General features: G+C 60.5%; 20 protein-coding genes and 1 pseudogene. 18 read left to right on the top strand and 3 right to left on the bottom strand.

Annotated elements, in window-relative coordinates:
• Window positions 1–106 precede the first annotated feature (106 nt).
• From HW554_RS18305 to HW554_RS18240, 14 genes and pseudogenes are all read left to right on the top strand, one after another.
• Entirely contained in the window at window positions 107–784 is a 678-nt protein-coding gene (locus tag HW554_RS18305) for a uracil-DNA glycosylase family protein (protein ID WP_176909996.1), read from the top strand.
• 47 nt (window positions 785–831) lie between these two features.
• Entirely contained in the window at window positions 832–1,932 is a 1,101-nt protein-coding gene (locus tag HW554_RS18300) for a Nif3-like dinuclear metal center hexameric protein (protein WP_246285477.1), read from the top strand.
• Window positions 1,922–2,674, top strand: coding sequence for a zinc ribbon domain-containing protein (locus HW554_RS18295; RefSeq protein WP_176909995.1), 753 nt, complete (start codon window positions 1,922–1,924; stop codon window positions 2,672–2,674). Before HW554_RS18300 ends, HW554_RS18295 begins: the two co-directional genes overlap by 11 nt.
• 179 nt (window positions 2,675–2,853) lie before the next feature.
• The gene (locus HW554_RS18290; protein WP_176909994.1) at window positions 2,854–4,239 is read left to right on the top strand and encodes a tetratricopeptide repeat protein; all 1,386 of its coding nucleotides are present in this window, start codon (window positions 2,854–2,856) and stop codon (window positions 4,237–4,239) included.
• 130 nt (window positions 4,240–4,369) lie between these two features.
• Window positions 4,370–5,647 carry an aminodeoxychorismate synthase component I gene (pabB, locus tag HW554_RS18285; protein WP_176909993.1) on the top strand — a complete coding sequence of 426 codons (1,278 nt, stop codon included), beginning with the start codon at window positions 4,370–4,372 and terminating at the stop codon, window positions 5,645–5,647.
• Between the two features lie 211 nt (window positions 5,648–5,858).
• Window positions 5,859–7,319, top strand: a complete 1,461-nt coding sequence (gene miaB / locus HW554_RS18280; protein WP_176909992.1) for a tRNA (N6-isopentenyl adenosine(37)-C2)-methylthiotransferase MiaB — start codon at window positions 5,859–5,861, stop codon at window positions 7,317–7,319.
• A 33-nt stretch (window positions 7,320–7,352) separates the two neighbouring features.
• Window positions 7,353–7,796: a four helix bundle protein gene (locus tag HW554_RS18275; RefSeq protein WP_176909991.1), complete on the top strand. Its 444-nt coding sequence runs from the start codon at window positions 7,353–7,355 to the stop codon at window positions 7,794–7,796.
• 1 nt (window position 7,797) lies between these two features.
• On the top strand, window positions 7,798–9,126 hold the full coding sequence (locus tag HW554_RS18270; protein WP_176909990.1) for a sigma-54 interaction domain-containing protein: 1,329 nt from the start codon (window positions 7,798–7,800) through the stop codon (window positions 9,124–9,126).
• A 127-nt stretch (window positions 9,127–9,253) separates the two neighbouring features.
• Complete coding sequence (locus HW554_RS18265; RefSeq protein ID WP_218134779.1) at window positions 9,254–9,727, top strand: LptE family protein; 474 nt, start codon at window positions 9,254–9,256, stop codon at window positions 9,725–9,727.
• Between the two features lie 146 nt (window positions 9,728–9,873).
• Complete coding sequence (locus tag HW554_RS18260) at window positions 9,874–11,307, top strand: hypothetical protein (RefSeq protein WP_176909989.1); 1,434 nt, start codon at window positions 9,874–9,876, stop codon at window positions 11,305–11,307.
• Window positions 11,308–11,670, top strand: coding sequence for a preprotein translocase subunit SecG (secG, locus tag HW554_RS18255; RefSeq protein WP_176909988.1), 363 nt, complete (start codon window positions 11,308–11,310; stop codon window positions 11,668–11,670).
• Window positions 11,671–12,018: 348 nt separating this feature from the next.
• Window positions 12,019–12,309, top strand: a complete 291-nt coding sequence (groES, locus tag HW554_RS18250) for a co-chaperone GroES (RefSeq protein WP_092737305.1) — start codon at window positions 12,019–12,021, stop codon at window positions 12,307–12,309.
• A 52-nt stretch (window positions 12,310–12,361) separates the two neighbouring features.
• Entirely contained in the window at window positions 12,362–14,002 is a 1,641-nt protein-coding gene (gene groL / locus HW554_RS18245) for a chaperonin GroEL (protein ID WP_176909987.1), read from the top strand.
• A gap of 149 nt (window positions 14,003–14,151) precedes the next feature.
• Window positions 14,152–14,991, top strand: a pseudogene (locus HW554_RS18240) (aldo/keto reductase).
• Between the two features lie 137 nt (window positions 14,992–15,128).
• Here the strand turns inward: HW554_RS18240 and HW554_RS18235 are convergent.
• Entirely contained in the window at window positions 15,129–16,748 is a 1,620-nt protein-coding gene (locus HW554_RS18235) for a peptide MFS transporter (RefSeq protein ID WP_176909986.1), read from the bottom strand.
• Window positions 16,749–17,005: 257 nt separating this feature from the next.
• Between HW554_RS18235 and pckA the strand changes: the two genes are divergently transcribed.
• Together pckA and HW554_RS18225 are read left to right on the top strand one after the other, a co-directional pair.
• Window positions 17,006–18,622, top strand: a complete 1,617-nt coding sequence (gene pckA / locus HW554_RS18230) for a phosphoenolpyruvate carboxykinase (ATP) (RefSeq protein WP_176909985.1) — start codon at window positions 17,006–17,008, stop codon at window positions 18,620–18,622.
• 153 nt (window positions 18,623–18,775) lie between these two features.
• The gene (locus tag HW554_RS18225) at window positions 18,776–19,561 is read left to right on the top strand and encodes a S1/P1 nuclease (protein WP_176909984.1); all 786 of its coding nucleotides are present in this window, start codon (window positions 18,776–18,778) and stop codon (window positions 19,559–19,561) included.
• Window positions 19,562–19,688: 127 nt separating this feature from the next.
• Here the strand turns inward: HW554_RS18225 and HW554_RS18220 are convergent, their stop codons facing one another.
• Window positions 19,689–20,963 (bottom strand): SDR family oxidoreductase, encoded by a 1,275-nt coding sequence (locus HW554_RS18220; protein WP_176909983.1) that lies wholly within the window; start codon window positions 20,961–20,963, stop codon window positions 19,689–19,691.
• Between the two features lie 145 nt (window positions 20,964–21,108).
• Here HW554_RS18220 and HW554_RS18215 point away from each other — a divergent pair, with 145 nt between their 5' ends.
• Window positions 21,109–21,834 carry a 16S rRNA (uracil(1498)-N(3))-methyltransferase gene (locus HW554_RS18215; protein WP_176909982.1) on the top strand — a complete coding sequence of 242 codons (726 nt, stop codon included), beginning with the start codon at window positions 21,109–21,111 and terminating at the stop codon, window positions 21,832–21,834.
• A 63-nt stretch (window positions 21,835–21,897) separates the two neighbouring features.
• On the opposite strand, the gene HW554_RS18210 is transcribed toward HW554_RS18215, so the two are convergent.
• Complete coding sequence (locus HW554_RS18210; RefSeq protein ID WP_176909981.1) at window positions 21,898–22,590, bottom strand: hypothetical protein; 693 nt, start codon at window positions 22,588–22,590, stop codon at window positions 21,898–21,900.
• 112 nt (window positions 22,591–22,702) lie between these two features.
• On the opposite strand from HW554_RS18210, the gene HW554_RS18205 reads away from it, so the two are divergent.
• Window positions 22,703–23,374, top strand: coding sequence for a DUF4159 domain-containing protein (locus HW554_RS18205; RefSeq protein ID WP_176909980.1), 672 nt, complete (start codon window positions 22,703–22,705; stop codon window positions 23,372–23,374).
• The last annotated feature ends 55 nt before the right edge of the window (window positions 23,375–23,429 follow it).

Here is a 23,429-nt window from a genome sequence, read left to right as displayed (position 1 = left end):
CGTCGTCCTGTTTTTGCGAAAAATTGCCCACAATCCGACTTTCTAAACAGCTTCGCTGCCTTTATTACGCGTCCTCCCCCACCGTACCAGCCCCCAGCCCGCCCCAATGCCCTTCGCCGACCGCTTACTCCAGTCCCTCACCGATTTCCCGTTGCCGCCGCCCCTGCCCGATGGGGTAACGGCGTACAGCCCCTACCAGGAGCCGGAGCCGCGGGCGCTGTTCACCGAGTTTGCCCGCCGTTACTACATCGGCGACGGGCCAAGGGTGGCGGTGCTGGGCATTAATCCCGGCCGGCTGGGCAACGGCCGTAGCGGCGTGGCCTTCACCGACGGGCCAGCCCTCACGGCCTGGGGCATTGAGCACTCGCTGCCAATGCGCCGCGAGCCGTCGAGCGAGTTTATGCAGGCCGTGGTGGAGGCCTGGGGCGGGCCTGAACCGTTCTACCGGCAGTTCTACGTTGGTTCGCTTTACCCGCTGGTACTGCTGAAAGACGGCCGCAACTACAATTTCTACGACGCACCGGCCCTCACCGCAGCCCTCTGGCCCGACATCCAGAATAACCTCCGGCAGCTGGTAGCGGAAGTAGGCGTGGCCCGACCGGCAGCCGTGTGCCTGGGGCAGCGCAACGCGAAGTTCTTTCACCGTCTCAACGATGAGTTGGGCCTTTTCAATCAAATTCACATCCTCGACCACCCGCGCTACCTCATGCAGTACCAGCGCCGCCAACTGGTTGAAAACGTGGCCCGCTACGTGAAAGTACTGGCCCGAGCCGCCGGGCTGTAACGCGAAGCCAGTTATTTTTAACTTCCAATTCTCAGTTTATACTTAAAATGCCTCAACTCCTCGACCTCATGCGCGTGCTCGAAGCCGCTGCCCCCCTCGCCTACCAGGAAAGCTACGACAACGCCGGCCTGCAGTGCGGCGACCCGCAGCTGGAAGTCCGGGGCGTACTCATCGCCCTCGACTGCACCCTGGCCGTGGTCGACGAAGCCATTCGGCGCGGCTGCAACGTGGTGGTAGCCCACCATCCGCTCATCTTCAAGCCCCTCAAGCGCCTGACCGGGGCCAACGAGGTGGAGCAGACCCTGCTCAAAGCAATAAAAAACGATGTGGCCCTCTACGCCGCCCACACCAACCTCGACAACGTGGCCCACGGCGTCAACCGCAAGCTGGCCGACAAGCTGGGGCTGGAAAACGGCCGCATCCTCGACCCCAAAAGCGGTTTGCTGGGCAAGCTGATAACCTACGTGCCGGCCACGCACACTACGGCGGTACTGGCGGCGCTTTATGCAGCCGGCGCGGGCCAGGTGGGGCAGTATTCCGAGTGCAGCTTCCGCTCCGAGGGCACCGGCACGTTCACGCCGGGTGCCGACACCAGCCCGTTCCAGGGCACGCCCGGCCAGCCCGAAACCGCCCGCGAGGACCGTGTGGAAGTGCTGCTGCCCTTGCACCTGCAACGGTCGGCGCTGGCCGCACTACGGGCCGCGCATCCGTATGAGGAAGTGGCCTACGAAATCATCAAGCTCGAAAACAGCCACCAGGACGTAGGTTCTGGCTTCGTGGGCGAGCTGCCCGAGGCCCTTAGCCCCGCCGAGTTCCGGCAGCGGCTGCGCGCAGCGCTGGGCGTGCCGGTGGTGAAGTACACCGACTTCGAGCGGCCCATAAAAAAGGTAGCGCTGTGCGGCGGAGCGGGCTCATTTCTCATCAGCAGAGCCCGCGCCGCCGGGGCCGATGCCTACGTAACCGGCGACCTGAAATACCACGAGTACTTCGGGGCCGAGGGCCGGCTGATGCTTTGTGATGTCGGCCACTTCGAGAGCGAGCAGTTTACGGGTGAAATATTCCAGGATTTGCTTGCCGCCAACTTTGGAAGTACTTTTGCGGTCTTAATCGCACAGACCCTCACCAACCCCGTCCGATATGATTTCTAACCCAGCCGCCGCGGAAGTTACCGTTGCCAGCAAACTGGAAGCCCTGTTGCACCTGCAGCAAATTGACTCGCAACTGGACGAAATTCGGCGCGTACGCGGCGACTTGCCCGAGGAAGTACAGGACCTGGAGGACGAAATTGCCGGCTACGAAGTACGCGTTGGCAAGTTCGACGAAGAAATTGCTGGCCTCAACGACCAGATCAAGCAGCGCAAGCAAGCCGTTAAGGATGCCGATGGCCTGATTAAGCGTTACGAGGAGCAGCAGCAGAACGTGCGCAACAACCGCGAGTACGAGGCGGTAGCCAAGGAAATCGAACTGCAGAAGCTGGAAATCCAGATTGCGGAGAAGAAGACCAAGGAAGCGCAGTACCAGATCGAGCAGAAGAACAACGACATCAGCGGTACTAAGCAGCGCCTGATTGAGCGTAAGAAGGACCTCGACAACAAAAAAGGCGAGCTGGAAACCATCGTGGGCGAGAGTGAGGCCGACGAGAAGAAGCTCATGGACCAGCGCAACAAGGCCGTGAAACCCATCGAGGACCGCCTGCTGACGGCTTACACCCGCATCCGTGGCAACGTGCGCAACGGCTTGGCCGTGGTAGAGGTGAAGCGCGACGCCTGTGGCGGCTGCTTCAACACGGTGCCCCCCCAGCGTCAGGCCGACATCATCTCGCACAAGAAAATCATCGTGTGCGAGCACTGCGGCCGGATTTTCGCCGACGTGGAGGCCCGGAGCGAGTAATCAGCTTATGTTTTAGTTTTAAAGAACGGCCTCTTTCCGGGGCCGTTCTTTTTTGTTCTATGCAATTTTCCACAGCGGTACGCAGAGGGTTTCGCAGAGGTGCGCTGAGAGCGTGCTGGCTGGTGGTACTTTGCGCTGCGAGCCTCTGCGAAACCCTCTGCGTGCCGCTGCGGGAATCAGTGTCGGAACTCACTGAGCGCCAAACCCGCGCCTACGCCGAGGTCCTGAATATGCGCCCGGCAGCTGCCCGAACGTTGCTGGGCGCAGGCACCGACGCCGGCACGCTGCTGGTGCAGGATTGCCTGAGCATCACCGAGCTGCTCGTCAGCCAGGACGCCGCCCGTTTCGAAAGCACCGTTGAGGCCCAGGATCAGCGCCTGGCCGCCCTTGAAAACCAGACCGGTCCGCTGGCTGAGTACGCAGCGGCCGAAATCCGGCTGCACCAGGCTGCCGCCCAGGTGGTGTTTGGGCAGGAGGTGCGCGGGGCGTGGAGCCTGCGCCAGAGCTACGGGGCCATGCAGCGCGTGACGGAGCGCTACCCCAATTACCTGCCGGCCCGCAAAACGCTCGGCATGCTGCAGTTTTTTATTGGCTCGCTGCCCGAGGGCTACCGCTGGTTTCTGCGGCTGCTGGGCCTGCCGGGCTCGGTAAATACAGGCCTGGCCAACCTGCGCCGGGCCGCCAGCCAGCCCAACGACTTCCAACTCGAAGCCCGCTTGGTACTGGCGCTGCTCGAAGAAACCTACTACAAGAAGCCCGCCGCAGCCTTGGCTTTGGTCGAGCGCCTGCACCGCGAGCAACCCGAAAACCAACTGCTTGTGTTTCTGCTCATCAGCCAGCTGAAAAAGCAGCACCGCACCGACGAGGCCCTGGCCGCCTACCGCGCCCGCCCCACTAGCCCAGCCTACCTGCCGCTGCCTCACCTGCACCACCTGGCCGCCGACCTACTGCTGTACCAGGGCCAATACCCGGCCTCGCGCCGCGAAAACGAGCTATTTCTGCAGCATTACCGGGGCCGGCACTATCTCAAAGACGCCTATTTCAAGCTGTATCTGGCTTGCTGGCTGGGGGGCGATGTACCGGCCGCTGGCCGTTACCGTGCCCGTATTGGCATGGCGGGCCGTGCGGTGCTGGAGGAAGACAACTATGCCCAACGCTTCTTCGACGACCCGCAGCCGCTCGATGCCACGCTCACCCGCGCCCGTTTGCAGATTGACGGTGGCTACTACCGCCCGGCCCTGGCCACACTGGCCACGTTCCGCGCCAGCACCGCCACGCCCCTGCGCAACCAGCTGGAACACCTCTACCGCCGCGCCCGGGCCCTGCAACTGCTCGGCCAACCCGACTCAGCCCGCGTACTTTACGCCCAAACCATTGCCCGCGCCGGCCTCGCGCCCTACTACTACGCGCCCCAGTCGGCGCTGCAGTTGGGCTACCTGTACCAGCTGGAAGGTGAGAAGAACACGGCCAAAGCATACTTCCAGAAAGCCCTGAGTTACCCCAAGCACGAGTACAAGAACAGCACCGACACCAAAGCCAAACTGGCCCTGGCCGAGCTGAAGTGAGGAAGTAGAACGTCATTCAGAGCGCAGCGAAGAATCTCGCGGGCTGATGTTGTTAAAGTTGTTCAACAATTTCACGCGAGATTCTTCGCTGCGCTCTGAATGACGTTCTTCTCTGTTTACTGAATCAAACGTGCTGACTATTCCTCTTGCCCAACTGCCGCCTGATTTCCGTTCCCGCGCTCTGCGCTGGGCGGCTGGCTTTGCGCACTGTGCCTACTACGAGCACAACGATTTGGCGTACCCGGGCGGCCCGTTCCGGCAGCTGCTGGCCGTGGCCGAAGCGGCACCGGATACCCCGCGCAGTCTGGGCGAACTGCGGGCCTGGCTGGTGGCTGGGGACAGAGGATCGGCCCCGGCCTGCGGCTTCATCAGCTATGAAGTAAAAGATGAGCTGGAAGACCTTAGCAGCGCTAATTACAGCAATCTGGCGTGGCCAAATCTGCATTTCTTTCGGCCCCGCACCTGGCTGATCTGGGAGGACGAGGTCTTACATATTCACGGCGACACAGCGGGCGTGCTGGCGGCCATTGCGGCCACTCCCCTGCCGACGGTGCCGCCTCCGGCCGTGGCGGCCGTGGTGCCCCGGATGCCGAAAGCCGACTACCTGAGCGCCGTGGAAGCGGTGCGCGAAGACATTCTCAACGGCGAAGTGTATGAGTTGAACCTGTGCCAGGAGTTCTGCGCCGATGGCGTGCGCCTGGACCCGGTGGATTTGTTCGAGCGCCTCAACGCGGCCTCGCCGGCCCCATTCGCAGGCTTCGTGCGCCACGAAAGCCACTACCTGCTCTGCGCCTCTCCCGAGCGGTTCGTACGCCGCACCGGCCCCATGCTGCTTTCGCAGCCCATCAAAGGCACCATCGCCCGTGGGGCCACGCCCGCTGCCGACGCGCAGCAACGCCAGGCCTTACTGCACGATGAAAAGGAGCGTGCCGAGAACCTGATGATTGTGGATCTGGTGCGCAACGACCTGGCCCGGGTGGCCCAGACTGGCACTGTGCAAGTGCCCGAATTGTTCGGCCTCTACCCCTTCCGCCACGTCTGGCAGATGATTTCCAGCGTAACCGCCCACCTGCGTCCCGGCCTGGATGTGGTAGATGTACTGCGAGCCACCTTCCCGATGGGCTCCATGACCGGAGCCCCGAAAATCAGGGCTATGCAGTTAATCGAGCACTACGAGCGCAGCCACCGCGGACTCTACAGTGGCTCGATAGGCCTTATCTGGCCCAACGGCGACTTCGATTTCAACGTCGTCATCCGCAGCCTGCAGTACCGCCAGGACATCGGCCACCTCAGCTTCCAGGTCGGCTCGGCCATCACCTACGACTCGGTGCCCGAGCACGAATACGCCGAGTGCCTGCTCAAAGCCCGCGCTATACTGGAGGTTTTAGGAGCGTTAGTGAGTGAGTGAGAACTATTGTCATCCTGAGCGGAGCGAAGGACCTTACCACGTAACAACAACTCGTTTGAACATGATAAGGTCCTTCGCTCCGCTCAGGATGACAATAGTTCTCACCAAACCACCCACCCACCTCCTGCCATTCTGTCATTTTTTCAGCCTAAAACCGCTACCTTTGCCGTTCTCTGAATTGTGAAGCTGCTGCCCGAAAAAGGCGTACCCGATGGCCCAACCCCTGATTACCCTCGATTTCCTCGACGCTCCTACCCTGCCTGCGCCCAGCATAGATGCCGTTACGCACGCCGACACGCCTTCGGGCGAGGTGCGCGTGAATCCGGCCACCCGCACCGGCCGCTCGCGCAAGCTCTACCTGGAAAGCTACGGCTGCCAGATGAACTTCTCCGACTCCGAAATCGTGTCGAGCATCCTGTTCGATGAGGGCTTCGACACCACCGACTCGCTCGAACAAGCCGATCTGGTGTTGCTCAATACCTGCTCCATCCGCGAGAAGGCCGAGCAGACCGTGCGCATGCGCCTCTCGCAAATCAACAGCTACAAAAAGCGCCGCCCCGGTATGCTGGTGGGCGTGCTTGGCTGCATGGCCGAGCGCCTGAAAAGCAAGTTTCTGGAAGAGGAAAAGCTCGTGGACCTCGTGGTGGGCCCCGACGCCTACCGCGACCTGCCCCAGCTTATCGCCCAGGTTGACGGCGGCCAGAAGGCCGTGAACGTGCTGCTGAGCCGCGAGGAAACCTACGCCGACATCACGCCCGTGCGCCTCAACTCCAACGGTATCACGGCCTTCATCAGCATTATGCGCGGCTGCGACAATATGTGCTCGTTCTGCGTGGTGCCCTTCACCCGGGGCCGCGAGCGGAGCCGCGACGCCCACAGCATCGTGCGCGAGGCGCAGGATTTGGTAGCGGCCGGCTACAAGGAAGTGACGCTGCTGGGCCAGAACGTGGACTCCTACAAGTGGGCTTCCGAGGACGGTACCGAGCACGTGAACTTTGCCCAGTTGCTGGAGCAGGTGGCCCTGGTGAGCCCCGCGCTGCGGGTGCGCTTCTCCACCTCCCACCCCAAAGACATTACCGACGAGGTGCTGCATACCATGGCCCGGCACGAGAACATCTGTAAATACATCCATTTGCCAGCCCAGAGCGGCAACTCGCGGGTGCTGGCCCTGATGAACCGCACCTACGACCGGCCCTGGTACGAGGAGCGCGTGCAGGCCATCCGCCGCATCCTGGGCGACGACTGCGCTATTTCTACCGACATGATTTCGGGTTTCTGCTCCGAGACCGAGGAAGAGCACCAGGACACGCTCAGCCTGATGGCGCAGGTGCGCTACGACATGGCCTTCATGTTCTTCTACTCAGAGCGCCCCGGCACGCTGGCCGCCCGCAAGCTCGAAGACGACGTGCCGCTGGAGGTAAAAAAGCGCCGTTTGGCCGAAGTAATTGCCCAGCAGAAAGACCACAGCCGCGAGCGGAACGCCCGCGCCGTGGGCCAGGTGCACCGCGTACTAGCTGAGAACTTCTCCAAGCGTAGCGACGAGCACCTGAGCGGCCGCAACAGCCAGAACCAGATGATCATCTTCCCCAAGAAACACTACAAGAAGGGTGATTACGTTGACGTGCTGGTGCATGAGTCGACCACGAATACGTTGTTAGGCGAAGCGGTTTAGTTGTTGGTTGTCAGTTGTTAGCCATCTTCGGATATGGAAAACAGCGCTGAGAGGTCTTACACAGAGCTTGTTGTCTGGCAGAAAAGCAGAGCTTTAGTCAGTACTGTCTATGAACTGACTAAGTGCTTTCCAAAGGAAGAGCTTTTCGGTTTGAGCAATCAGATACGTCGAGCAGCCGTTTCTATTCCCTCCAACATCGCCGAAGGCTGCGGGCGGCAACATACCCGTGACACTCTCCAGTTTTTATTTATTGCCCGAGGCTCCTTATTCGAAGTAGAAACGCAATGTTATCTAGCAACTGACCAGCAGTATATATCCGCTGACCAGTTGTGCCTTGTTTTAACAGCTATTCAGGATTGCAAAAAGTTACTGCAGGGATTCATTCGTTATTACCGTACGCTTGCACCGTCGTCACAAGCACATGAGGATGCTGCCCCATACCAAACTGACAACGGACAACTAACAACCGACAACTAATTTGACACCCTCCGAAATACAATCCATCAAGCAGCGCTTCGGCATTATTGGCAACGCGCCTTCGCTCAACTATGCCATTCAGGTGGCAGCGCAGGTGGCCCCGACCGATATGACGGTGCTGATAACGGGCGAGAGTGGCTCCGGTAAGGAGTCGTTTTCCAAGATTATCCACGCGCTTTCGCCCCGTAAGCACGGGCAGTTCATTGCCATCAACTGCGGCGCCATTCCCGAGGGTACTATTGATTCGGAACTGTTCGGCCACGAGAAGGGCTCGTTTACCGGGGCGCAGGAGGCGCGCAAGGGCTACTTCGAGGTAACCAACGGCGGCACCATCTTCCTCGACGAGATTGGCGAGATGCCCCTTGGCACCCAGGCCCGGCTGCTGCGGGTGCTCGAAAACGGCGAGTTTATTCGCGTCGGTTCCAGCAAGGTACAGAAGACCGATGTGCGCGTGGTGGCCGCTACCAACGTGAATCTGCTCGACGCCGTGCGCGAGGGCCGCTTCCGCGAAGACCTGTATTACCGCCTCAACACGGTGCCGATTACGGTTCCACCACTACGTGACCGGGGCGATGATATCTACTTACTGTTCAGAAAGTTTGCCACCGATTTTTCTGACCGTTACCGGGTAAAGCCCATCAGCCTGACGCCCGAGGCGGTGCAGGATTTGCAGCGGTTCCGGTTCCCCGGCAACATCCGCCAGCTCAAGAATGTGGCCGAGCAGATGTCGGTGCTGGAGACGGACCGCGAGGTGGATGCCCGCCGCCTGCGCCAGTACCTGCCCGCCGACCAGAGCAGCCGCCTGCCCATGCTGGTGCACGCCGCCGGCACCGGCGCCACCGATGGAGCCGGCAACAGCTACTCGGAGCGCGACCTGCTCTATAAGGTGCTCTTCGATATGCGCCGCGACATGACCGACCTCAAAAAGTTGGTGCTGGAACTGGCCACCGGTCAGCGCCCCCACGAAACCCAGGAGCTCCTGCGTCAGAACAGCCACCTGTTCAACAGCACCACGGCCGTAACGCCCTACGAGGGGCCTGGCGGCCGGCCCCTGCGGCCCGAGGGCGGCAGCAATGAATATATCATCAGCTCGCGCGAGCTAAGCGACGACGATGACGCCGACTACGAGGAGGAGGAAGTGCAGCGGGTGGAAGACATTCCGCATGAAACGGAAGAGGAAACCCTGAGCCTGGAAGCCAAGGAGAAGGAAATGATTATCAAAGCCCTCAAAAAGCACCACAACAAGCGCAAATACGCCGCCCACGACCTGGGAATTTCCGAGCGTACCCTCTACCGCAAACTCAAGCAGTATGATCTGGAACAAGCATAATTTTAATAAGCTGTTAGCTGTTGGCTGTTGGCTGTTAGCTTTCTGTTCAAATAGTGCCCGAAAGCCAACAGTGCGTAGCAAAAGGGCAATAGCTATCAGCTATCAGCTAGTAGCTATCAGCTTCTTCTTGAGCGGCTGCGGCGTGTACTCGTTCAGTGGAACCAACATCGACCCCACTATCAAGACGATTTCCATTGCTACGTTTGCCAACAACGCCAGCAACGGCCCTTCGTTTCTGTCGCAGCAGTTCACAGAGAACTTCAAAGACTACTTTCAGCGTAATACCAGCCTGAAGCTCGTGCCCCGCGACGGCGACCTGCAGTTTGAGGGCCAGATACTTGCCTATGACTTTGCCCCGGCCGCCATTCAGCAGGCCAACGGCATCGACCAGGCGGGCGCCAACCAGCTCACTATCCAGGTGCGGGTGAAATTCACCAATACCAAAGACCCCAAGCAGGATTTCGAGGAGACGCTGCAAACAACCCGCTCCTTCCCCGCCACCCGCGACATTGCCAGCGTCAACAGCGACCAGACGGCGCTCAACGAGCTATTTCGCAACCTTATCAGCGACGCGTTCAATAAGTCGGTGGCCAACTGGTAATTGTGGGCGGGCTGCGTTTTAGTGCCCGAATTGCCGTATTCTTGTAGCCCGCTCGCCCGGCCGCTGCCGGGTGTCATCACGACTTTCTTTTCTGTCCGCAGCCTGCCACAGGCCATTGGCCGGCTGCCTCTTCTACGCTATTTCGCATGACCCGCGCGTCGCTTTTACGCATTCTGGACCACGTAAACGGTATTTCCGACGATGAAATCCGGGAGCTGGAGCAGTTGGCCGCGGCCTTTCCGTACTGCCAGACGGCCCATGTGCTGCTGGCTAAAACGGCCCACGACCGCGGCAGCATGCTGGCCGGCCAGCGCCTGCGCCGCGCCGCGACCTACGCCGCCGACCGCGAGTTGCTACGCCAGTTACTGGAACGCCCCGCCCCGGCTGCCCTTCCGATAGACGCACAGATTGCCAGTGCACCCCAGGCGCAGGCAGTAGCTGCCGCCGAAGTAGCTCCGGCTGCGCCAGTGGCCTTGGTTACGCCGGTTCCCTCCGAGCCCATCCCCGCGCCTGAAGCCGATTTATTCGCGGTAGAAGTCATCCCGGCACCTGCCCCGGCCGACGAAGCGGCGGTAGCCGACGAACCGACTGGCCACGACCAGCTTGCGCCCGCTGAGGTGACGGCCAACACCCAGGGTACCACGGCAGCAGCCATAGCGGCAACTGCCGATGCGCCACCGACCGCGCACCAAACGGCCGCCGAACCAGCTGCCGCCGCGCTTGACATCCCTTCTGAAACCGAGCTGACTGAGTTGCCAGAGGCAGAAACGCTGGTTGATGAGGTGCAGCCAGCTTTGGATGAAGAGCCGACTCACCCGCAAGAGGCCCTGATAACGCCCTCCGAAACCAACGACGACACAGCCACCGTTGCCGAAGAAGCCGTTGCGCCAACTGCCACCCATGCTGCCGAACCAGCCGATGAGCTGGTTCCGGCCGCTACGCTGCCCATCCGGCCGCCGAGCGACACAGGTATTTCGCGGTTTGAGTTCGGCTTGGGTGAGGCTCGTTTGCCCGAGCCCACGAGCTACCGGCTGCCGGGCATTGACAATGACGACGATGTGTTTGCGGCGGAAGACGACGAGCTGCCCACTACCCGCTCTGCTACCCCACCCCACATTACCGCCCCCTTCCGGGCCGACGCCGAGCTGGGCTATGCGTTGGGTGGCGGCAGCCGCCTGGGCTACGATTTGCAGAGCCGTACACCCGATGGCTTCACGCTTGATTTACCTCTGGAAGCCTTTTTTGAGCCCGATGCCCTGCTGCTGGCCCACATCCGCGCCCACCAGCCGGCCGCCAAAACGTCCTCGCTCGACCTGATCAACCGCTTCCTCAAGGCCCAGCCCCGCATCAAAGCAGGCACGGCCGGACTGCCCCTGCCCACTACCGAACAGACTGATCTGTCGGTGCGTAGCAGTGTGCCCGCGCCAGCTTTGGCATCCGAAAGTCTGGCCAAAATCATGGTCCGGCAGGGCAAGACCGCCAAGGCCATTGAAATTTATGAGCGCCTTATGGCAAAGCAGCCCGGAAAAATGGCGTACTTTGCCGAGCAAATCCAACAACTGCAACAACCCCCGGAGTAAATGTACTACGCCATTATTGCCCTGATTCTCGTCATTTGCGTGCTGCTGTCCATAGTAGTACTGGCCCAGAACCCCAAAGGCGGCGGCCTGTCCAGCCAGTTTGGCGCGGGCGGCGGCGCTGCCCAGATGATGGGCGTGAAGCGTACCGGCGACCTGCTCGAAAAGCTCACCTGGGGTTTCGCCATCGGCCTGATGGTACTCAGCCTGGGCTCTTACATCGTCGGCGGTCATAATACATCGGGTCCCGTACGCAGCATCAACCAGCAGCGCGCCCTCGAAACCCGTATGCCCGCAACCTCGGCACCGGTAGCACCCGGCGCTCCGGCTCCGGCCGCCCCTGTAGCTCCGGCTCCGGCCAACTAGTATCAGCCCGTTTTTCGGCTTGACAGCCGGTGGTTTCCTACGGGAGCCACCGGCTTTTTTGCGTTTATCCAACTCTCGAAGCGTTGCAGCGCTGTCTTGGGCTGTTGCTCTTAAGCTTAGTCAGCAACGGCCGTACTGTCGGCCTACATACGATGGTTCTGTGCCACGGCTACAGCAGTTCAGGCCATATTCTGCCACGGCTGGCAGGCTCACAGTGCAAAACTGGCCGAAAACACTACCGAACCGTTCATTCTGTCAGGTTTGCGCGGGCTGGCACAGATGATGTAACACGGCTGTGACACCCTGGTAATTCCAGTTTCTTTCAACTTTTCAACCAAAACGTACACTATGTCGCTTAGCATCAAACCGCTGGCTGACCGCGTTATCATCGCGCCGGCCGCCGCCGAAGAAAAAACCAAATCGGGCATCATTATTCCCGACACGGCCAAGGAAAAGCCCCAGCGGGGCGAAGTAGTGGCTGTGGGTGAGGGCAAAGTAGCCGACAACGGCACGACCATCAAGCCTCAGGTAAAAACCGGCGACCAGGTGCTCTACGGCAAGTATGCCGGCACCGAAATCACCGTCGACGGGCAGGACCTGCTCATCATGAAGGAGTCGGACATTTTCGCCGTACTCTAGGCCGAGCGTCGGTTTTTCTCTTTCTGAATACTATTACTACTCTGGAAATAAGATGGCTAAGAACATCCAATTTGATACTGAAGGCCGCGACAAACTCAAGCGCGGCGTAGATAAGCTGGCGAATGCCGTGAAAGTAACCCTGGGCCCGAAAGGCCGCAATGTGGTTATCGACAAGAAATTTGGCGCTCCAACCATCACCAAGGACGGTGTTACCGTGGCCAAGGAGATTGAGTTGAGCGACCCCGTGGAGAACATGGGCGCGCAGCTGGTGAAGGAAGTAGCCAGCAAGACGGCCGACCAGGCCGGCGACGGCACCACGACTGCTACCGTACTGGCCCAGGCCATCTATGCGGCCGGCTCGAAGAACGTGGCCGCTGGTGCTAATCCAATGGACCTGAAGCGCGGCATCGACAAGGCAGTACATGCCGTTGTTGCCAACCTGAAGGCCCAGTCGAAGAAGATTGAGAACTCGTCGGAAATTGCCCAGGTAGGCGCTATTTCGGCCAACAACGACATGGAAATCGGCCAGATGATTGCCGATGCCATGGACAAAGTGGGTAAGGAAGGCGTGATTACCGTGGAAGAAGCCCGTGGCACTGAAACCGAAGTAAAAACGGTGGAAGGCATGCAGTTCGACCGTGGTTACCTCTCCCCTTACTTCGTGACCAACCCGGAGAAGATGGAGGCCGAGTTCGAGAACCCCTACGTGCTCATCTACGACAAGAAGGTAAGCACCATGAAGGAGCTGCTGCCCGTGCTTGAGCAGGTAGTACAGACCGGCAAAGCCTTGGTTATCATCTCCGAAGATGTTGACGGTGAGGCCCTGGCCACGCTGGTAGTTAACAAGCTGCGCGGCTCGCTGAAAATTGCGGCCGTAAAGGCTCCCGGCTTCGGCGACCGTCGCAAGGCGATGCTTGAGGATATTGCCGTGCTGACCGGCGGTACCGTGATTTCGGAAGAGCGCGGCTACAAGCTCGACGCTGCTACGCTGGAATACCTCGGCCAGGCCGAGAAAATCATCATTGACAAAGACAACACGACGATTGTCAATGGCAAGGGTGAGAAGGCAACCATCACGGCCCGTATCAACGAGATTAAGGCCCAGATTGGCACTACGACTTCCGACTACGACAAGGAGAAGCTCCAGGAGCGCCTCGCCAAGCTGTCGGGCGGCGTAGCCATCCTCTACATCGGTGCTTCTACGGAAGTGGAGATGAAGGAGAAGAAAGACCGCGTTGACGATGCCCTGCACGCCACCCGCGCCGCCGTTGAGGAAGGTGTGGTACCCGGCGGTGGTGTTGCCCTGGTGCGCGCCCTCGACTCGCTCGATGCCGTTGATACCCTCAACAGCGACGAGCGCACCGGTGTGAACATCATCCGTACGGCCCTTGAAGCTCCCCTGCGTACCATCGTAGCCAACGCCGGTGGCGAAGGTTCGGTAGTGGTGCAGAAGGTGCGCGAAGGCAAAGGCGACTACGGCTACAACGCCCGCGAAGACAAGTACGAGAACCTGATGTCGGCCGGTATTCTGGACCCGACCAAGGTAACGCGCCTGGCCCTGGAGAATGCCGCTTCGATTGCCGGCCTGCTCCTGACCACCGAGTGCGTGATTTCGGACGAGCCTGAGACCGACAAGGACGCTGGCCACGGTGGCGGCGGTGCCGGCATGGGCGGCATGGGCGGCATGATGTAAATCACTGATTGGCGCTGATTTTTGCGCTGATTACGCTGATTCGAACGTCATCCGTTCTACTGCACTAGTACGAAAGCCCCGCTGGATTTTATCCGGCGGGGCTTTTTTGTGCGTAAACAATGGCAGTGTTCATTTCTTAATTGATAAAAATGGAGAAGCAGATAACGGATTTTCAGGGTACGTGGCCCCTGTCCAATGGCGTGCAGATACCCTACCTGGGGCTGGGTGTGTGGCAGGCTGAAGATGGCGCGGAAGTGCAGCAAGCCGTGCGCTGGGCCCTGGAAGCAGGCTACCGCCATATTGATACCGCCGCCGTGTATAAAAATGAGTCGGGCGTCGGGCAGGCCATCCGGGAAAGCGGCGTGCCCCGCGAAGATGTGTTCGTCACCAGCAAGGTTTGGAACAGCGACCAGGGCTACGACAGCACCCTTCGTGCCTTTGATACCAGCCTGGAGTTGCTGGGCCTGGAAACGCTGGATTTGTACTTGATTCACTGGCCCGTGGCCGGCAAGTTCCGGGGCACCTGACGGGCCCTCGAAAAGCTGTATGCCGACGGGCGGGTGCGCGCTATTGGCGTCAGCAATTTTCTGCAGCACCACTTGGAAGAGCTACTGCCCGAGGCGAAGGTGAAGCCGATGGTGAATCAGCTGGAGTTTCATCCGTGGCTGGTGCAGCCCGAGTTGCAGGCGTATTGCCAGGAGCACAGCATTCAGTACCAAGCCTGGTCGCCGCTGATGCAGGGGAAGGTGTTTGAGCAGGATATTGTGAACGGGCTGGCCGCCAAATACAGCAAGTCGCCGGCCCAGATTTTGGTGCGCTGGGACCTGCAGCGCGGTGTGGTTACGATTCCGAAGTCGGTGAAGCAAGCGCACATTATCAGCAACGCCAACGTATTCGATTTCGAACTGACCGCGGACGAGCTGGCCTACATCGACGGCCTGGACCGCCACCAGCGCCTCGGCCCCAACCCGGACAACTTCAATTTCTAAATCACAGCAGTGCCATATAGGCTGACATTTACACCTACAGTTTCACCCAACAAAAAGCCCCACCGGACCGAAGTCCAGCGGGGCTTTTTGTTTACTGATACAGCAAGAACGACGCCTATATCTGCAACAGCGGTGATTTAGCGCGCAACTACCGGCTCGGCCATCATCTGGGTGAGCTTGCGGTAGATGACGAACAGCACCAGCGAGGCGGCGGCCGAGAGGGCCACGAAAATCATGAAGAACTCGTAGAGGCCCGTGATTTCGAAGCCCACGAAGAACGGAGCAGGCTTGCCGGGCTCGGGGTACAGGGCGCTCAGAACGCCGGCGAACTTATTGCCGGCGGCCGTGGCCAGGAACCATACGGCCATCAGCAGCGAGGCGAAGCGCAGCGGGGCCAGCTTGTTTACCAGCGCTAGGCCGATGGGCGACAGGCAAAGTTCGCCGAACGTGTGCATCAGGTACATGGTAATCAGCCAGAACATGCTCACTTTGGTGCTGGCGTCCACGCCCTTCACGCCGAAAGCAATGATGAGGTAACCAACGGCCAGAAACATGAGGCCCATAGACATTTTCAGGGGCGACGACGGCTCGATGCCGCGCTTACCCATGAACGTCCAGATTACGGCAAATACCGGGGCGAACAGGATGATGAACAGTGCGTTGGCCGACTGGAAGTACGACGCCGGCACGGTGTAAGAGCCCAGCTGACGGTCGGTCTGCTCGTTGGCGAAGAACGTGAGCGAGGCACCGGCCTGCTCGAAGGCACCCCAGAAGAAAATCACGAAGAAGCTGAGGATCAGAATTACGTAGATTTTCTGCCGCTCGCGGTTGGTAATGGAAGCGTCGGCCAGTACGGCTACGGGAGTTACAATCATGGCCGCGAATACGAAGGCACCTACCCAGTCGTAGTTCATGAGCCAGGCAATAACGGCATACACTACTACAAACAGGCCGATGAGCATAGGCAGCTTGCTGGCAAAGCTCTTGGCAACAGGCTGGTCGATGGTTTCGGCGCGTACCGGGGCATCGGTGCCCACGGGCACTACCGGCGAGTGGGCCACGGTCTGCTCGGGCTTGCCGCCCAGCGCCGCACCTTCGGCCGTTACGATGTACTTGTTTTTGAACATCTCAAAGGTGAGCGAGCCGACCAGCATACCGATACCGGCGGCCAGGAAGCCCCACTTGAAGTCTTCGGGGTTGCCCGTATCGCCCAGCGTGCCGCACACCAGGGGCGAGAAAAACGCGCCCAGGTTGATGCCCATATAGAAGATAGTGTAGGCCGTGTCGATGCGGTTGTCGCCGGCCGGGTAGAGCGAGCCCACCATCGAGGAGATGTTGGGCTTGAAGAAGCCGTTGCCGAAAATCAGCAGGCCCAAACCCAGCATAAACAGCAGCAGCTGCGTTTGGGGCGCCGTAGCCTGCCCGGCCGTGTACATCGAGGCCGAGAAAAACAGGGCGAACTGGCCGATGGCCATCATCAGGCCACCCACCAGAATAGAGCGGCGGTTGCCCCAGTAGCGGTCGGCCACATAGCCACCCAGCAGCGGCGTGAGGTACACGAGGCTGGTGTAGTTGCCGTAAATGAGCGAGGAGTACTCCTTATCGAATACCAGCGCCTGCGTCATATACAATATGAGCAGGGCGCGCATGCCGTAGTAGCTGAATCGCTCCCACATTTCGGTGGCGAAGAGGACGTATAGCCCCTTAGGATGCGACGAGGTTGATACGGGCTGCTGGGCAGCGGAAGGTGAGTGCATGCAGAATAGGTAAAAATTGGGGGAAAGAGAAACTATCCGGCTGCAACCGGAATGGGGTTGGTAAAACTACAAAAGTTTCCCAGACTGCCCGAAACCCACTGTAACTGGTCACCAAAGTCGGATTAGCGCATACGATTTTACGGCGAATTTTCGCTATCATTTTGGCTTTTCCCGGTTTTTCGCCATCTTTTTCGCTACTTTTGCCCCTGTATTCCCACCGATTTTTCCACCCAACCCCCATCCGTTTTCGGCCCCTTATGCTAGATTCTGCCGCCAACGCCCGCCTCGCCCCCCTGGGTATTTCCACCGCTGCCCAGGTCCACCTCAACCTCTCGCCCGCCGCCCTCGTCGAAGAAGCCCTGCGCCGCAACGAAGGCACACTCACCGACAACGGTGCCCTGATGGCCGATACCGGCGCCTTTACCGGCCGCTCGCCCAAAGACCGTTTCGTGGTGAAGGATGCCAACACCGCCGACAGCGTGTGGTGGGGTGACATCAACATCCCCTTTGAGGCCGACAAGTTCGACCAGCTGCACCAGAAGATGGTGAAGTATCTGGAAGACAAGGAGATTTATGTGCGCGACGCCTATGCCGGCGCCAACCCCGACTACGAGCTGAAGCTGCGCGTAGTAAACGAGCTGGCCTGGCACAACCTGTTCTGCTATAACATGTTCCTGCGCCCCACCGAGGGTGCCGACACCAGCTGGACGCCCGACTTCAGCATCATCTGCGCCCCCGGCTTCGAGGCCGACCCGGCCGTGGATGGTACCCGCCAGAAGAACTTCGCCATCCTCAACTTCACCAAGAAGATGATTCTGATTGGCGGCACCGGCTATGCCGGCGAGATGAAGAAGGGCATTTTCGGGGTGCTCAACTACCTGCTCCCCCACGAGCACAACACGCTGAGCATGCACTGCTCGGCCAATGTGGGCGAAAAGGGCGACACGGCCGTATTCTTCGGCCTCTCGGGTACGGGCAAAACGACGCTGTCGGCTGACCCCAACCGCGGACTGATCGGCGACGATGAGCACGGCTGGACGCCTGATAAGGGCATCTTCAACTTCGAAGGCGGCTGCTACGCCAAGGTTATCGACCTGAGCCAGGAGAAAGAGCCCCAGATTTGGGACGCCATCCGTTTCGGCTCCATCGTGGAGAACACCCGCTTTATCGAGGGCACCCACACCGTGGACTACGCCAACAAGAGCGTAACCGAAAACACGCGCACGGCCTACCCCATCCATTACATCGACAACGCCATCGAGCCCTCGGTGGCCGATGCGCCCAAGAACATCTTCTTCCTGACGGCCGATGCCTTCGGGGTGCTGCCCCCCATCAGCAAGCTCGACAAGAGCCACGCCATGTACCACTTCATGTCGGGTTACACCGCGAAGGTGGCCGGCACTGAAATGGGCATCACCGAGCCCCAGACGACGTTCTCGGCCTGCTTCGGCGCCGTGTTCCTGCCCCTGCACCCTACGAAGTACGCCGAGATGCTGGGCCAGAAGATGGACGAGAATCCCGACGTGAACGTGTGGCTCATCAACACGGGCTGGACCGGCGGTTCGTACGGTACGGGCTCGCGCATGAAGCTCTCCTACACCCGGGCCATGATTACGGCGGCTCTCAATGGCGAGCTGGACGAGGTGGAATTCACCAAGCACCCCATCTTCGGGGTGGCCGTACCGGCTTCGGTACCCGGCGTGCCCACCGAAATTCTGGACCCGCGCAACACCTGGAGCAACAAGGAGGAGTACGACCAAACGGCTTCCTCGCTGGCCGAGAAGTTTGTAACGAACTTCGGCAAGTACGCCGACTACGCCAACGAAGAAATTCTGGCCGGCGCGCCCAAAGCACAGGTTGCGGCCGGTGCGTAGCCGTCAGCGCCTCTGATTCGAAACCGCCCCGCTGGTCCTGTGCCGGCGGGGCGGTTTTTTGTGGCTGAAAGGTTTTTCTACCTGCCCGATACTTAGCTGCATTTACTTGCGCTACTTTTGCGTCCTTGTTTGACACTTTACTACCGCTTACCCATGCGCAAACTTCTGCTCCCGCTGCTGCTTTTGTTTCTCTCGCCGCTACGCCTGTGGGCCTGGGGCGCCGACGGCCACCGGGCCATTGCCAAAATTGCCGAGCACCACCTTTCGCGCAGCGCCCGCCAGCAGGTGCAGCAGTTGCTGGGCACCGAGAGCATGGCGCTGGTCAGCACTTGGCCCGACGAAATCCGCTACTATCCCGAGGGCAAGGAAACCGGCCCTTGGCACTACGTAAACTCGCCCTCAGGCCTCGACCATGCCCAGTACCTGACGGAACTGCGCACCAATGTTGGCCCCAACGCCTACACTGCCCTGCAAACCCAGATGGCCATTGTGGCCGATAAAAGCAAGACTACGGCCCAGCGCCGCGACGCGCTTAAGTACGTCATCCACATCGTGGGCGACATTCATCAGCCCCTGCACACGGGCCACGCCGAAGACAAGGGCGGCAACGACGTCAAGCTCAAATTCCGGGGCCGCGACACCAACCTGCACGGCCTCTGGGATTCGGGCCTGCTCGACTATCAGGGCCTGACCTACACCGAAATGGCCCAGCAGTACAACTGCGGCATAAGCCGCTCCGACGTGCGCCGCATGCAGGCCGCCGAGCCCGCCGAGTGGCTCTGGGAGTCGTATCAGGCCTCCGAGCTACTTTACCCCCTCACCCCCAACGGCACCGAGGTGAAGTACGATTATTACCCCGCTCACAGCGTGCTGATGCGCCAGCGCATCCAGGAAGCCGGTGTCCGCCTCGCCGGCGTGTTGAACAACATGCTGGGCTAGCGGTTGGCGCTTTGTTGCTGCCGCTGGCAGTTGATAGCGGAATCCAATCCGGTTGACAAAAGAGGGAGTCCCGCCCGGCAATTGCCGGGCGGGACTCCCTCTTTTGTCAACCGCTAACGCTCTGGCTTTAGTTTTTGGAGCCCGACTGTTTGCCTTGTTTGGACTTGTCGGCTACCGGCCCGCGGACGTCGCCGGGCGTGGCTTCGGCCGAGCCTGCCCGCGGGGCGCGGCCGGCTCCGTTGGCTCCGTTAGCGCCTTTGCCGGTGTCCTCCACATTGTCGGAATTTTGGGCAGAAGCCTGGTCGGTGCTTTTATCGGAGGTCGGCGTCGCCTTGTTGTCCTGCTTGCGGCCCGGGCCTTCGCTGGCTTTGTCCGGGGTTTTGCCGTTACCATCGTTTTTGCTGAACGCATTGATGATGGCGGCTACTGCCAGGCCCGTGCCGGCCACAATGGCGGCCGTAGCAGTGGGGTTCAGCTTGGCCTTGGTATAGGTGCTGATTTCGCGGGTACGGCCCGGGTAGTTGCCGCGCTCCTGCAACTGGCCCGCGCCCTCATACAAGCCGCTGGGGCGGTTGCGGCGGTCGGCCTTATCAGATTGCGACATGGGGGCGAAAGCCGTTTCCATGAACTTGTCGAGTAGTGCCGGAGTCCACTCTTCCATGCCCTTGAACAGCTTACCCGCTCCACCTACCAGAATATTGCGCTGCGGCGACGTGGCAGAGCTGAGGATGGCGTCGGCTACCGTTTCGGGGGCGTAGGCGGGCGGCGCGTGCTGGGGTACCTTGTCGAGGTAGTTCTTGGCGTTCAGCGGATAGGGCGTATCGATGGCCGCCGGCTGAATCAGGGTAACCGAAATCGGGGCATCTTCCATTTCCAGTTCGGTGCGCAACCCGTCGGTAAAGCCCTTCACGGCATGCTTGCTGGCGCTGTACATGGTCTGCAGGATGGCCGTCACGTCGGAAAGTACGCTGCCCACGTTGATGAGCGCGCCACCCCGGTGGCGCAGGTGCTCCGTGGCTTCGAGCGAGCCGTACACCACGCCCCAGAAATTGGTTTCGAACAGCTGGCGCATGTCGTCGATGGACTCATTCACCACCTTGCCATACATCGACACGCCGGCGTTATTCACCCACGTATCGAAGGAGCCAAATTTCTGCCGGGCCTCGCTGGAAATGCGCTTCACATCGGCCTGCTTGCTGACGTCGGCCACTACATAGATAACCTCGCAGCCCTGCTCACTAAGCTCTTCGGTGAGTTGGCGCAACGCGTCTTCGCTACGGGCTGCCAGTACGAGCCTGGCGCCAGCTTTGGCCGCCTGTCGGGCCGTTACGAGGCCGATGCCCGACGAAGCGCCGGTGATGACAATGGTCTGTTCGGAGAGTTTTTTGAGCTTGGTTTTCATTTGATTAGGTAGTTAGTAGAACGCGATAAGTCGCAGGATGGATATAACTGGCTTACGCGAAAAACCGGCGGGCCGTTATGCCGGCCCCCACGCGCAACTCCCCGAAAGCCGTCCAAACCGCCGACTTCCCGCTTACCTTTGCCCCATGGCCCACACCTTTTTCGCCCCCGACCTCACCGCCGATACTACCGGCTACACCCTGCCCGAAGACGAAAGCAAACACGCCGTGCGGGTACTACGGCTGGCAATCGGGGCGCCCGTGGTGCTGGTAAACGGCCGGGGCGGCGTGTTCGAGGCCGCAGTAGCCGACGCCAACCCTAAGCGTTGTACTCTGCGCATCAGCAGCCATGCCCACGTGCCGCCCCGCTCCGCTCCCATCCATTTGGCCGTAGCACCCACCAAAAACCTCGACCGCATGGAATGGCTGGTCGAAAAAGCTACTGAAATTGGGGTGGATACGATTACGTTTCTGCGCTGCGCCCGCTCGGAGCGGCGCGAGCTGAAGCTGGAGCGGCTGGAGAAAATAGCCGTCAGCGCCCTCAAGCAGTCGGGCCAGGCGTGGCTGCCGCGCCTCACGGAGCTGACGAACCTGGCCGACTTCCTGTCCACCGTCGAGTCAACTTCCACCTTCATCGCCCACCTCGAAGCCGGCGAGCGGACACCGCTGAGCCGCGTGGCCGCCGCCCCGGCCGGCTGCACCATCCTCATCGGCCCCGAAGGCGACTTCACACCCGACGAAATTGCGGCCGCCTTCGCCCGCGGCATCCGGCCCGTTACGCTAGGCAGCTCGCGCCTGCGCACCGAAACCGCCGCCCTGGCCGCCGTGCACACCGTGCACGTAGCGCGGGAGCTGGCGGGTATTGCTCTATAAACAGTTGAAGCGGCAGTACACTACGGACAGAGTAGGTAGATCCAATTCCTCGTTTATCATTCTTTAAGATACCTCTCCGGCTCTGTCCCCTCCCCACACCAGCTGCCACAATACAGCCATGTGGGCCAGCAGTACAACCGGCACCACGAAAGCGGGCAACCACACGTACGGAAAGAGCTGCAGGGCCACGTTGGGCTGCTCGAACGAGAATTGTTGGAACGGCCCCGACGCCGATAGCAGCCCCAGCCGCACGATATTACCCAGCAAAACCAGCCCCACCACGTTCCAGACGACCAGCCCACCCCGCCCCAACCACCGGCGGCGGAACGCCACATAATAGACCAGCGGGGCCGTGAGGCCCATTAGAATATCCCAGTTGCGGCCCTCAAACGTCATGAGTCGGGGCACGGCCTGATAGTGGTAAAGCCCCCACAACACCAGTTCCACAGGTATTCGCACCACGTGCAGCAGCGTTAGCCAGTTGAGGCGCAGCGCGCTAAGGAAGCGGCGGCCCCGGACAGTGGCCAGCAAAGCCAGCAGCCCCAGCAGCGGCGGGCCTACCACCAGCGCGAACCGGGGCGGCAGCGTATCGGTGACGGTGTAGAACCCGCTGAGCGCTACCGCAGCCTGTGCCAGTAGCCACAGTCCCAGCCCCGCCAGCAGCCTCAGCCGATGCCGGGGCGCGGCCCGCAGCAGCACCCCCAGCGTCAGGGCAGTAGTCAGGATGAAGGCCAGGGCGAGCAGAACCGGGGGCATGGTGCGGGAGAAGCGGTGAAGCGCGGGCAGTGCTTACCTTGCGAGGCAAGCCGAACTTTCCTGGTCGGCCCGCAATTATAGGCAAGTCCCGCCAGCATCTGCTTCTGCTATAATGTCCAAATACCTCTTTGTTTCGCTGCTCCTGCTCTTCTCGCTGACGGCCGCCGCGCCGGTGGCCCCGGCCCCCAGCTTCCGCATTGCCAAGCTGCACTACGGCGGCGGCGGCGACTGGTACGCCAACAAAACGAGCCTGCCCAATCTTATCCGCTTCTGTAACCAGACGCTGAACACCAACATTGCGCCCGCCGAGGCCACCGTAGAGCTCGATTCGCCCGAGCTGCTCACCTACCCCTTCGTGCACCTCACGGGCCACGGCAACGTCACGTTCTCCGACACCGACGCCCGCAACCTGCGCCGCTACCTCATTGGGGGCGGCTTCCTGCACATCGATGATAACTACGGCCTCGACAAGTTCATCCGGCCCGAGATGAAGAAGGTGTTTCCCGACCTCGAATTCGTGGAGTTGCCCTTCACTCATCCCATCTACCACCAGAAATTCCAGTTCCCCAGGGGCCTGCCAAAAATCCATGAGCACGACGGCAAGCGCCCTCAGGGTTTCGGGCTGCTGTATAAGGGCCGGCTGGTGTGTTTTTACAGCTACGAGTGCGACCTGGGCAATGGCTGGGAAGATATGGGCACCTACCCCGAAGACACGCCTGCCACCCACGAAGCCGCTCTTAAAATGGGCGCCAACCTGGTTGCCTATGCCCTGACGCAGGACTAATAGCGACACAGGTCAGAGCAGGAAGTAAAAAGTGAAAGCCCGCCCAGAATACTGG

Source organism: Hymenobacter lapidiphilus (assembly GCF_013377885.1).
Lineage (GTDB): Bacteria > Bacteroidota > Bacteroidia > Cytophagales > Hymenobacteraceae > Hymenobacter > Hymenobacter lapidiphilus.
This window is presented reverse-complemented; position numbering and strand designations above follow the sequence as displayed.

What these genes read in the sequence shown, in the direction of transcription:
- HW554_RS18305 (WP_176909996.1), top strand. Translation starts at nt 107, where the DNA reads ATGCCCTTCGCCGACCGCTTACTCCAGTCCCTCACCGATTTCCCGTTG.
- HW554_RS18300 (WP_246285477.1), top strand. Translation starts at nt 832, where the DNA reads ATGCCTCAACTCCTCGACCTCATGCGCGTGCTCGAAGCCGCTGCCCCC.
- HW554_RS18295 (WP_176909995.1), top strand. Translation starts at nt 1,922, where the DNA reads ATGATTTCTAACCCAGCCGCCGCGGAAGTTACCGTTGCCAGCAAACTG.
- miaB (WP_176909992.1), top strand. Translation starts at nt 5,859, where the DNA reads ATGGCCCAACCCCTGATTACCCTCGATTTCCTCGACGCTCCTACCCTG.
- HW554_RS18275 (WP_176909991.1), top strand. Translation starts at nt 7,353, where the DNA reads ATGGAAAACAGCGCTGAGAGGTCTTACACAGAGCTTGTTGTCTGGCAG.
- HW554_RS18260 (WP_176909989.1), top strand. Translation starts at nt 9,874, where the DNA reads ATGACCCGCGCGTCGCTTTTACGCATTCTGGACCACGTAAACGGTATT.
- secG (WP_176909988.1), top strand. Translation starts at nt 11,308, where the DNA reads ATGTACTACGCCATTATTGCCCTGATTCTCGTCATTTGCGTGCTGCTG.
- groES (WP_092737305.1), top strand. Translation starts at nt 12,019, where the DNA reads ATGTCGCTTAGCATCAAACCGCTGGCTGACCGCGTTATCATCGCGCCG.
- groL (WP_176909987.1), top strand. Translation starts at nt 12,362, where the DNA reads ATGGCTAAGAACATCCAATTTGATACTGAAGGCCGCGACAAACTCAAG.
- HW554_RS18235 (WP_176909986.1), bottom strand. Translation starts at nt 16,748, where the DNA reads ATGCACTCACCTTCCGCTGCCCAGCAGCCCGTATCAACCTCGTCGCAT.
- pckA (WP_176909985.1), top strand. Translation starts at nt 17,006, where the DNA reads ATGCTAGATTCTGCCGCCAACGCCCGCCTCGCCCCCCTGGGTATTTCC.
- HW554_RS18225 (WP_176909984.1), top strand. Translation starts at nt 18,776, where the DNA reads ATGCGCAAACTTCTGCTCCCGCTGCTGCTTTTGTTTCTCTCGCCGCTA.
- HW554_RS18220 (WP_176909983.1), bottom strand. Translation starts at nt 20,963, where the DNA reads ATGAAAACCAAGCTCAAAAAACTCTCCGAACAGACCATTGTCATCACC.
- HW554_RS18215 (WP_176909982.1), top strand. Translation starts at nt 21,109, where the DNA reads ATGGCCCACACCTTTTTCGCCCCCGACCTCACCGCCGATACTACCGGC.
- HW554_RS18210 (WP_176909981.1), bottom strand. Translation starts at nt 22,590, where the DNA reads ATGCCCCCGGTTCTGCTCGCCCTGGCCTTCATCCTGACTACTGCCCTG.
- HW554_RS18205 (WP_176909980.1), top strand. Translation starts at nt 22,703, where the DNA reads ATGTCCAAATACCTCTTTGTTTCGCTGCTCCTGCTCTTCTCGCTGACG.